Origin of the sequence: Xanthomonas sp. BRIP62418 (assembly GCF_003993495.1) — a bacterium.
GTDB classification, from domain to species: domain Bacteria; phylum Pseudomonadota; class Gammaproteobacteria; order Xanthomonadales; family Xanthomonadaceae; genus Xanthomonas; species Xanthomonas euroxanthea.
In genome coordinates this window covers 206,089-215,428 of sequence record NZ_QEZG01000045.1, presented here as the reverse complement: position 1 = coordinate 215,428, position 9,340 = coordinate 206,089, and the positions used below count along the sequence as shown (strand labels likewise).

General features: G+C 66.1%; 9 protein-coding genes. 3 read left to right on the top strand and 6 right to left on the bottom strand.

Annotated elements, in window-relative coordinates; translation table 11 throughout:
* From EO174_RS16885 to EO174_RS16875, 3 genes are all read left to right on the top strand, one after another.
* Positions 1 to 188, top strand: a 188-nt coding sequence (locus EO174_RS16885; protein WP_126946051.1) for a SymE family type I addiction module toxin, incomplete at its 5' end; no start/stop codon positions are given.
* A gap of 86 nt (positions 189 to 274) precedes the next feature.
* Entirely contained in the window at positions 275 to 913 is a 639-nt protein-coding gene (locus EO174_RS16880) for a hypothetical protein (RefSeq protein ID WP_126946048.1), read from the top strand.
* 14 nt (positions 914 to 927) lie between these two features.
* Complete coding sequence (locus EO174_RS16875; protein WP_126946045.1) at positions 928 to 2,406, top strand: XVIPCD domain-containing protein; 1,479 nt, start codon at positions 928 to 930, stop codon at positions 2,404 to 2,406.
* A 229-nt stretch (positions 2,407 to 2,635) separates the two neighbouring features.
* Here the strand turns inward: EO174_RS16875 and EO174_RS16870 are convergent, their stop codons facing one another.
* From EO174_RS16870 to flhF, 6 genes are read right to left on the bottom strand one after another with little or no spacing between them, the layout of a single operon-like run.
* Positions 2,636 to 4,288 (bottom strand): chemotaxis protein CheA, encoded by a 1,653-nt coding sequence (locus EO174_RS16870; RefSeq protein ID WP_126946042.1) that lies wholly within the window; start codon positions 4,286 to 4,288, stop codon positions 2,636 to 2,638.
* Positions 4,289 to 4,290: 2 nt separating this feature from the next.
* A complete protein-coding gene (locus EO174_RS16865) occupies positions 4,291 to 4,917 on the bottom strand; it encodes a protein phosphatase CheZ (protein WP_104585132.1) in 627 nt (208 codons plus the stop codon).
* Positions 4,917 to 5,309, bottom strand: coding sequence for a chemotaxis response regulator CheY (gene cheY / locus EO174_RS16860; RefSeq protein WP_002813536.1), 393 nt, complete (start codon positions 5,307 to 5,309; stop codon positions 4,917 to 4,919). The genes EO174_RS16865 and cheY overlap by 1 nt, the downstream gene beginning before the upstream one ends.
* Positions 5,310 to 5,344: 35 nt before the next feature.
* Positions 5,345 to 6,112 carry an RNA polymerase sigma factor FliA gene (locus tag EO174_RS16855; RefSeq protein WP_047125417.1) on the bottom strand — a complete coding sequence of 256 codons (768 nt, stop codon included), beginning with the start codon at positions 6,110 to 6,112 and terminating at the stop codon, positions 5,345 to 5,347.
* Positions 6,109 to 6,993, bottom strand: a complete 885-nt coding sequence (locus tag EO174_RS16850; protein ID WP_047125416.1) for a MinD/ParA family protein — start codon at positions 6,991 to 6,993, stop codon at positions 6,109 to 6,111. The genes EO174_RS16855 and EO174_RS16850 overlap by 4 nt, the downstream gene beginning before the upstream one ends.
* Entirely contained in the window at positions 6,980 to 8,662 is a 1,683-nt protein-coding gene (flhF, locus tag EO174_RS16845; RefSeq protein ID WP_115677177.1) for a flagellar biosynthesis protein FlhF, read from the bottom strand. The genes EO174_RS16850 and flhF overlap by 14 nt, the downstream gene beginning before the upstream one ends.
* Positions 8,663 to 9,340 lie beyond the last annotated feature (678 nt).

Here is a 9,340-nt window from a genome sequence, read left to right as displayed (position 1 = left end):
ACCCCGGCGCCCACGACCACGCCGGCGACCAGCACGTGCCCCACGTCCGCCTCAGCGGCCTATGGCTGGAACAACTGGGCTTTGCCATCGGCACCAAGCTGCGCATCACCGCCAGCGAAGGGCAGCTACTGATGGAGGTGTTGCCGCCGGTGGAGACGCCGGCCAGGGCGCGCAGCGTGCGGCGATGATGCTGCGGCTGCCAGCCGCCTTGCGATTGACCTCGGTGCCCGATGCCACTAGCGTCGCAGCCACACCAGCGCACAACGGACGCTTCATGATCGCGCGCCCCCTCTACGCCTTGCTCGCCACCCTCGCTCTGGGCGCATGCGCCCACACGGCGGCCACCCCAGCCCCGGCAACCGTCACGGAGACATCTGCCATGAATTCCTCAGCCGAATCCAAAGTCACTCCTGTTGGCAGCGAACCCAGCGGGCCGATACGAACAGCAGAGGATGCGCTCACCCGCATGCTTGCATTGATTCAAGCAATTCACGGACTGGACGATCTGACACCCGACTACCTGGAGTACAAAATGGGGGTTCCGGTGACGCGTGCGGCAGCTGATCCCAAGCGTTATGGCGCCAGTGCTCCGCTTACCAGTGAGTGGGGTTACAGCTTTGGCATGGATCAGACGCCTACTGCGGGGCGTTGGTTCGAGTTCACTTTTATTCCAGCGCAAGCGGGTGCTTCCCCGTCCATGACGGAGATCTGCAGGATCGATTTCGATACGTTTACCAAGAAGCTGGAAAACATCGGGTTTGTACGTCAACGCAACATGGTGGAAGACGGGCGATGGATGAGTGACTTCTTCAGCCGCCCAGGCATGCGGGTGGAGGTGTTTCCACGAGGTGAGGCCGATGCACCGCAGGAGCGGGTGGAGCACCACTGCGTTGAATGGATCTACATCCGTTAACCCAAGGAACGGCCATGCCTTTGAGTCCACAGGCGCAAGCCATTGTTGATGACTTCGGCCGCCAGCTAGGCGTCACCCCCGAACATGTCATCAATCTACAGGGTGTGCTTGCCGCATCGCCGGTTCTGCTTGACCAATTCAATGATGCGGTTGCCAAGCAACGCGTACTCAGTCTAAAACCTCTGACTGATCCGAATGCAGGCGGGACGTTTACGCCGGATGAGAATTCCATCCGGCTGCCGCTGTCCAGGCTTTCCAATGGGCCTGGCGGAAAGTTGCTTGATTCCGGTGACATGACGTTTGTGCTGGGGCATGAACTACAGCACGCCATGTACAGCCCAACTGCAGCTGCTTCCCGTAAGGCGTTCGAAACCGCAGCGGTGCAGATAGCCAAGACAACGCACGATTATTCGGACGCAGCGGAGAAGGTTTTATCAAGCAACCGTGTAGATGAAGCAAGCGCAGAAATTGCAGGCTGGAATGCAACCGTCAGTAGGGTAAAGCAAGCAAAGCCGGATGCCTCCCTGGAAGATATCTTTCGGGAAGCACCCGGCCGTATGCACGACTTCATTGATCGAACTGGCGGAATGCCGCGATTCAATTACGCACTCAAGTCCAACCTTACCTTGAACGCAGATATGACGATGCCCGTCACTCCTGCCAACGTCGAGGCAATGGGTGCAAACTTCTTCGACAAGGATGCCAAGAGCACTCGCATCGGCTATACGGGTCAGTCCGACTACGCCAACCACTACGGCCCGTGGGTGGTTGGAACGGCTGCCATCTACGAGCGCCACTACAACAAGCCAAAGCCAGGAGACCCGGAACAGCCGATGATCCTGGACATGCAGCGCTTGGGATTGAAGGAAGAAGTACTGGAGCGCAACGGCATCGACCTAGGCAGCAATACCCGCCCCATGCCTTACCTCGACAGCAGCACGCAGCCACCGACGCCCGGCTTGTTCCAGCACAGCAAGAATACGCACCTGCACGTCTCGCCCATCACTGCACGCGAACTGGAACAGGAACTGCGGGAACGCGATCCCCAGCTGCCAGGCTCATCAGCTCAGCTCCTTCCATCAGACCCTGGCCACGCGGATCACTCGCTTTACCAGCAAATTAGGGATGGGGTGCAAAAGCTCGATGCCCAGCATGGCAGGGAGTGGGATGCATCGAGCCAGCGCATGACGGCCAGCTTGCTGTCGCTGGCAAAAGAGGAAGGGTTGTCGCGGGTGGATCATGTGGTGCTCAACAACCCAACGGCTCAGCTGGCGGGCGGCGAGAAGGTCTTCGTCGTTCAGGGCGCCCTCAACGACCCGGCTCACCAGCGTGCCCATATGTCGACCATGGACGCCGTGCAGACACCAGAGACCCAGTCGTTCGATCGCCTGCAGGTAATCAACCAGACTCAGGCTCAGGCGCGCGAACAGCAGCAGGCGCTGGAGCAGTCCCAGCAAGCCGTCAGCCAGGCTGGTCCGTCGATGACGCGCTGAGTGTTTCGCAACGAGATAACGAGGTCCAAATAACGGTTCCAGGTTCACTTCCACGGCAGCCTGGCCGTCGCCAAACCATCGCGCCCATGCCTGCGCGCGTAGCGGCATAGATCGGCAGCGATGCTGGTAGTGACACGACAACGGCCGCAGTACGCGGCCGTTGTCGTTAGATCAGGCAACCAGGATCGTCTTCCCGAATCCCGAATCCCGAATCCCGAATCCCGAAGAATCAATGATCGCTGGAACGCAAGCTATCCACATCCAGGATCAGCGCCATGCGGCCGTCGCCGATCAGGGTGGCGCCAGCGTAGCCGGGCAGGCCGCGCAGGGCACGGGGCAGGGGCTTGATCACCACTTCCTCGCGGCCGCGGACCTGGTCCACCACCAGGCCGAAACGGGTTTCGCCGGCCTGCAGCAGCACCACGGTCAGCAGCGGCGGCTGTTCGGCAGGTACGCCCAGCCAGCGGCGCAGGTCGATCAGCGGCAAGGTGTGCGAGCGGCGGTCCAGCACGGCGCGGCCGTCGAACCAGCCCAGCGAGGTCTGCGGGGCATGCAGCACCTCGACCACGCGCGCCAGCGGCAGCGCATAGACCGCTTCGCCGGCCTGCACCAGCAGGGTCGGCAGGATGGCCAGGGTCAGCGGCACGCGGATCATGAAACGGCTGCCGCGCCCCAGTTCGGACTGGATCTGGATCTGCCCGCTGAGTTCGCGGATGCGCGATTGCACCACGTCCATGCCCACGCCACGGCCGGAGATGTCGGTGACCTCGGCCTTGGTCGAGAAGCCCGGCATGAAGATCAAATGCAGGCACTCGTCGGTGCTCAGGCGGGCGGCGGCTTCGGCGTCTATCAGGCCCTTGTTGCGGGCGATTTCGCGCAGGCGTTCGGGGTCGATACCGGCGCCGTCGTCCTGGATCTCGATGCTGACGTAGTCGCCTTCCTGCTGCGCGGACAGGCGCACATGCCCGCTGCGCGGCTTGCCTGTGGCTTCGCGCAGGGCCGGCGATTCAATGCCGTGGTCGATCGCATTGCGCACCAGGTGCACCAGCGGGTCGGCCAGGGCCTCGACCAGGTTGCGGTCCAGTTCCGTCTCGGCGCCGATCAGTTCCAGCTCCACTTCCTTGGACAGGGTGCGCGCGACATCGCGGGCCACCTTGGGAAAGCGCGAGAACACCTTGCTGACCGGTTGCATGCGGGTGCGCATCACCGCGGTCTGCAGGCGTGCGGTGGCGATGTCCAGGGTGCTGACCGCGCGGTCGAGTTCTTCGTCGCGCAGGCGGGTGCGCAGGGTCTTGAGGCGATTGCGCGACAGCACCAGTTCGCCGATCAGGTTGACGATGGCATCCAGGCGCTTGGTGTCCACGCGCACGGTCTGCTCGGCGTCGGCTCCCTTGGCCGCCGCCTTGGGCGCGGCCTTGGCGCCGGGCGCAGCGGCGCCATGTGCGTCGTCGGGTGCGGGCGCTGCGGCGGCGGCCTTGGGCGCGGCCTTGACTGCCGGCGGGCCGCTCTTGGCATCGAACTGCGCAATCAGCGAGGCCGGTGCATGCGGCACGGCTTCGCCCGAGCCCATTGCATCCAGCATGGCCTGCAGGTAATCCAGCGACTGCTGCGCGGCATCGAAGTGATGCGCCTGCAACACCGCCTGGCCGGAGCGCGCCATGCCCAGGGTTTCCTCGGCGGCGTGGCAGAGCTCGACCATGGGCTTGATCGCCAGAAAGCCGGCGCCGCCCTTGAGCGTGTGGAAGCCGCGGAACACCGCGTTCAGCTGGTCGGCTTCGTCAGGTGCCTGTTCCAGCGACACCAGCTGTTCGCCGAGGCGATCCAGGATTTCCTGGGCCTCGACGATGAAATCGGCAGCAATATCGTCTGGAACAGCACTCATGGTTACAGCCCCAATCCGGACAGCAGGTCATCGGCGTCGTCCTGCGACACCGCGTGACGGTCCAGGCCCTTGACTGCAGGACCGGCAAGACCGCCGTCGTCTTTCTTCGGCTCTGGATTCTTCGGCGGCAGGCCGAGCGCACCGAAACCCTCGTGCACGCGCCGGACGATGCCGGCCACGCGACGGATGATCTGCCCGCTCAGGTCCTGGTAGCTCTGCGCCAGCGACAGCTCGGTCAGGTTGTGGCGCATCTTGTCCATCAGCGCGCCCTGGTCCTGATTGAGCCCACCGTCGCGTAGCTGGTTGGCCAGCTCACGGCATTCCTCGACCAGATCCAGCGTGCGATGGCTGGCCTTCTCGGTCATCTCCACCACGTGGTCCAGGCGCGAACACGCATCGTCCAGCTCGCCGGCTTCCTCGGGCACGGTGGGCAACTCGCCCAGCGCCTGGCCGAGTTCGCGTGCAAGCCGGCTCAGGCCCTGCATCATCGGGCGCGTGCGCAGGGCGGCGAGGTGGTCGACCTCGCGCTTCCACGCAGCTTCGTCACCGCTTTCCAGTGCATCGAGCGCGCCCTGCAGGCGGTCGATCAACGCGGCGCGTTCGGCATTGGTGTCCACGGTGGCGTTCATCAGGCGGTCGCCGCCAGACGTTCGAACACCTTGCCCAGCTTCTCTTCCAGCGTCTGCGCGGTGAACGGCTTGATGATGTAGCCGTTCACACCGCACTGGGCTGCTTCGATGATCTGCTCGCGCTTGGCTTCGGCGGTCACCATCATCACCGGCAGGTGCTTGAGCTTGGCGTCGGCGCGGATGTTGCGCAGCAGGTCGATGCCGGTCATGCCGGGCATGTTCCAGTCGGTGACCACGAAATCGAACGGGCCGGCCCGCAACGCTGCCAATGCGCTGTTGCCGTCTTCGGCCTCTGCGGTATTGGTGAAGCCAAGATCGCCCAACAGATTCTTGACGATGCGCCGCATCGTCGAGAAGTCGTCCACGATCAAAATCCGCATGTTCTTGTTCACATCAAGCTCCTAACACTAAAAAATACGCGAAAAAATCATTCGTCGATTTCGACACCGGCATCGGCCAGTTCGAAGACCTTGAGGCGGCCGCGCAGACGCACCACCGCCTGGCCATGGATCTGGCACACGCGCGATTCGCTGACACCGAGCACGGCGCCGATTTCTTTCAGGTTCAATTCCTGTTCGTAGTACAGCGACAGCACCAGCTGCTCGCGCTCGGGCAACTGGCCGATGGCCTTGCCCAGCTCGCGGCCGAACTCGCCGCGCTCCATCATCTGCTGCGGATTGGGGCCACCCTTGGCGGTGGTGTCCAGCTCGCCGTGATCCTCGATCCGCGACTCCAGGCTCAGCACCTGGCCGCGGGCGGCATCTTCCATCAGACGCAGGTAGTCCGGCAGCGGCATCTCCATCGCGGCGGCCACTTCGGTGGCGGCGGCGGCGCGGCCGGTGTGCTGCTCGATCTTGCGCACGGCCGCGGCGGCATCGCGTGCACGGCGGTGCACCGAACGCGGCACCCAGTCGCCACGGCGGATCTCGTCGATCATCGAGCCGCGGATGCGGATCGAGGCATAGGTCTCGAACGAGGCGCCCTGCTCGGAATCGTAACTGCGCGAGGCTTCGATCAGGCCGATCATGCCGGCCTGGATCAGGTCGTCCACTTCCACGCTCGCCGGCAGGCGCGCGGCCAGATGGTGGGCGATGCGGCGCACCAGGTCGGCGTGCTGGGTGACGATGTCGTTGGCGTTGTTGCGCTGCACGGCACGGTACTGCGCGGTGGCCGTGGTTGCGGTAGCGGTGCTCATGCGGCCACTCCCCGTTGGATGATGCGTTCGACGAAGAATTCGACGTTGCCGCGGGACACGGTCGGGGCCTGCCAGCGCGAGGTACGGCGAGCGATTTCTGCAATGGCCTGCGCCGACGGACTGGCGGGGTAGGCCTTGATGACCGGTTGCTGGCGCTGTACCGACAGGCGCAACCAGTCGTCCTGCGGCACGTGGCCGAGGTAGTTCAGCGACACGTCGCCGAGGAATTTTTCGCAGACCCGCGACAGCTTGTCGTACAGCAGGCGGCCTTCGTTGGGGTCGCGCACCATGTTGGCGATGATCTGCAGGCGGTCCACGCCGCGTTCGCGCGAGAGCACCTTGATCAGCGCGTAGGCGTCGGTGATCGAGGCCGGCTCGTCACAGACCACCACCACGGTGTCCTGGGCGGCCTGGCAGAAGGTCAGCACGCTGTCGGTGATGCCGGCGGCGGTGTCGATGACCATCACGTCCAGGTCGCGCTCCAGTTCGGAGAACACGTTGACCAGGCCGATGTGCTGGGCCGGGGCCAGTTCGGCCATGTGGCGGCGACCGGAGGCGGCCGGGACCACCAGCACGCCGCCGGGACCTTCGATGATCACCTCGTCCAGCGTGCAGCGGCCGGCGATCAGGTCGGCCAGGGTGTACTTGGGCGACAGGCCCAGCACCACGTCCAGGTTGGCCAGGCCCAGGTCGGCGTCCAGCAGCAGGGTGCGCTTGCCCATGTCGGCCAGCGCCACGGCCAGGTTGGCGGAGATGTTGGTTTTGCCCACGCCGCCCTTGCCACCGGTCACGGCAATGGTGCGCACCGGGCCCAAAGGCTCGGGACGGGTCGCCGACAGGGGGAAGGCGTTGGTCAGCTTGGCGTATTCACGCGACTGCATGGTTGTGCTCCGGAGTACAGGGCTTATCGGCAGCGCGCCGCAAATCTTCAAGGCGAAGAACGAGACTGGCGGCATTGGCGCGGTGCAGGTCGTCGGGGACCCGCTGTCCGTCAGTCACCCAGGTGATGGGCATTTGGTGATCGACGACGACCGACAGCGCACTACCGAAGCGGCCGGTCTCGTCAAGTTTGGTCAGCACCACGCCCTGGGGCTTGGCGTGGGCGAAGCGGCGCACGACCTCGTCGAGGTCGGAAAAGTGCGCGTTGGCAGGCAGCACCAGCAGCGAGGTGACCTGGTGCGCGGCGCGCAGCCAGTTCAGCTGCGCGGCCAGGGCGCGGTCGCGCTGGCCCATGCCGGCGGTGTCGATCAGCACCAGCTTGTAGTCGCGCAGGCGCTCGAGCAGTTCCAGCAGGCTCTCGGCGCTGTCGGCCTCGTGCACGGCGATGCCGAGCTGACGGCCGTAGCTGTGCAGCTGCTCGCGGCCGCCGACGCGCTGGGTGTCGGTGGTGACCAGGGCCACGTCGCGCGGGGCGTGCTGGGCGGCGAAGCGCTGCGCCAGCTTGGCGATGGTGGTGGTCTTGCCGGCACCGGTCGGGCCGACCAGGGCGATCACGCCGCCGCGTTCCAGCGGGTCGACCGGGGCCACCGGCAGGCGCTTGGACAGCAGGCCCAGCATCAGCCCGCGGCCGCGGTGCAATTCGGTATCGGCCGGGATCTGCAGCGCCACATCGCGGATCAGGCCGGCGTCGAAGCCATAGTCGTCCATCAGCTCCAGGGCCTGCGCACGCACCGGTGAGCCGCGCAGGCGCTCGTCGGTGAGGCGGTTCATTTCGCGCTCGATCATCTGCCGCATCAGCGCCAGCTCGCCGCGCAACTGCTTGAGTTCTTCGTCGTTCTGCGGCGCCGGGACGGCGGCGGCCGGCACCGCGGCCAGCGCCGGCGGGGCGGCCACCAGCGGCGGCAACGCGGCCGGCGGCAGGATCTGCGGCAGCGCGTCCAGGTCGAAGTCGGCGTCGTCAGCCAGCGCGTCTTCGTCCTGGTCGTAGCCGGCCTGCACAGGGGCGGCGGCGGCGGCCATGATCGGCGTCGGCGCCTGCACCGGGGCGGCCTGCACGGCGGCGCGCTGCACCGGGGCGGTGGTCAGGAAGTCGGCGAACAGTTGTTCCGGCACCGCCGACAACGCGTGCTCCTGGCGCGGCGCGGCGGACACCGCAACGGCGCGGGCCAGGGCCTGGGCGGCGGGCGAGGGGACGGCGGCGGTACGGACCGGTGCGGCGACCGGGGCCTGACGCGGCACGTTGACCGGCTGGCGCAGCGCCATCGCGGCGATCATGTCTTCGGCGGCGCTGGCAACGCGCTGGCGCTGGCTCGTACCGGCATCGGCAGCCGGCGCGAGCGGTGCGTGGACCGGCGCGGCCGCGGCTTGCGGGGCCGGGGCCTGCTGGGCAGGTGCCGACGGGATCGGCGCGGCGGCAACCGCCGGCGTCTCGGAGCGGGCGGTTTCCAGGGCGCGCTGCACCAGTTCTTCGTCGTAGTTGCTGGCAGCGACGATCTCGATGCCTTCGGCGGTACGGCGATTGGACAGGATCACGGCGTCCGGGCCGTGTTCTTCACGCACCATGCGGAATGCGGTGCGCATGTCCGGGGCAACGAAGCGTTTGATTTTCATGCCAAGTGCCTCCAGGAACGGGACCCGCCGGACGCCGGACGGGTGCGCGATGAATGTGGGTGCGTTGCCAGCGTCATGAGGTGCCTGTCCCGTTCGGTTGTTCCAAGTGCTGCTCTCGCCCCGCAGCGGTGACGCTGGCTGCGGTCTCGCCAGAGCTAATGCATGTGGTGTGCCAAAACGTGGTGCCAGGGTTCCGGCGCGGGGACCCTGGTCGGTCGGGGTGGGGCGGCGGCTGTGCGTCTGGTCCGGATTGGGAGTTCAAGTCAATGGATTGATTGACTTTTCTCCGGGCCGGCACGGTGTTGGCATTGCCCGTGCGGGCGGATGCGCTGGCGGTGCGGGCGCCGGGATTGCTGTGCCCGGCACGCCTCGAAACGGCCGGCGGCGTGCAATCGATTGGATGGCCGGACTGGTGGCGGCTTTCCGACGCCGGATGTGGCGGTCGGTCTGAACGCGTTGCCGGTCGGCGTGTTGGAGGCACAACGGCCTGACGATTTCGTAGGAGCGCACCCGGGCGCGACGGGGCTGTCCCGGTAACGCCGGTCGCGCCCGGGTGCGCTCCTACAGGGTGTTCTGGTTTGCGGCGTGCCGTCGGATACCCGGCGCGTCGTAGGAGCGCACCCGGGCGCGATGGGGCTGTCCCGGTAACGCCGGTCGCGCCCAGGTGCGCTCCTACAG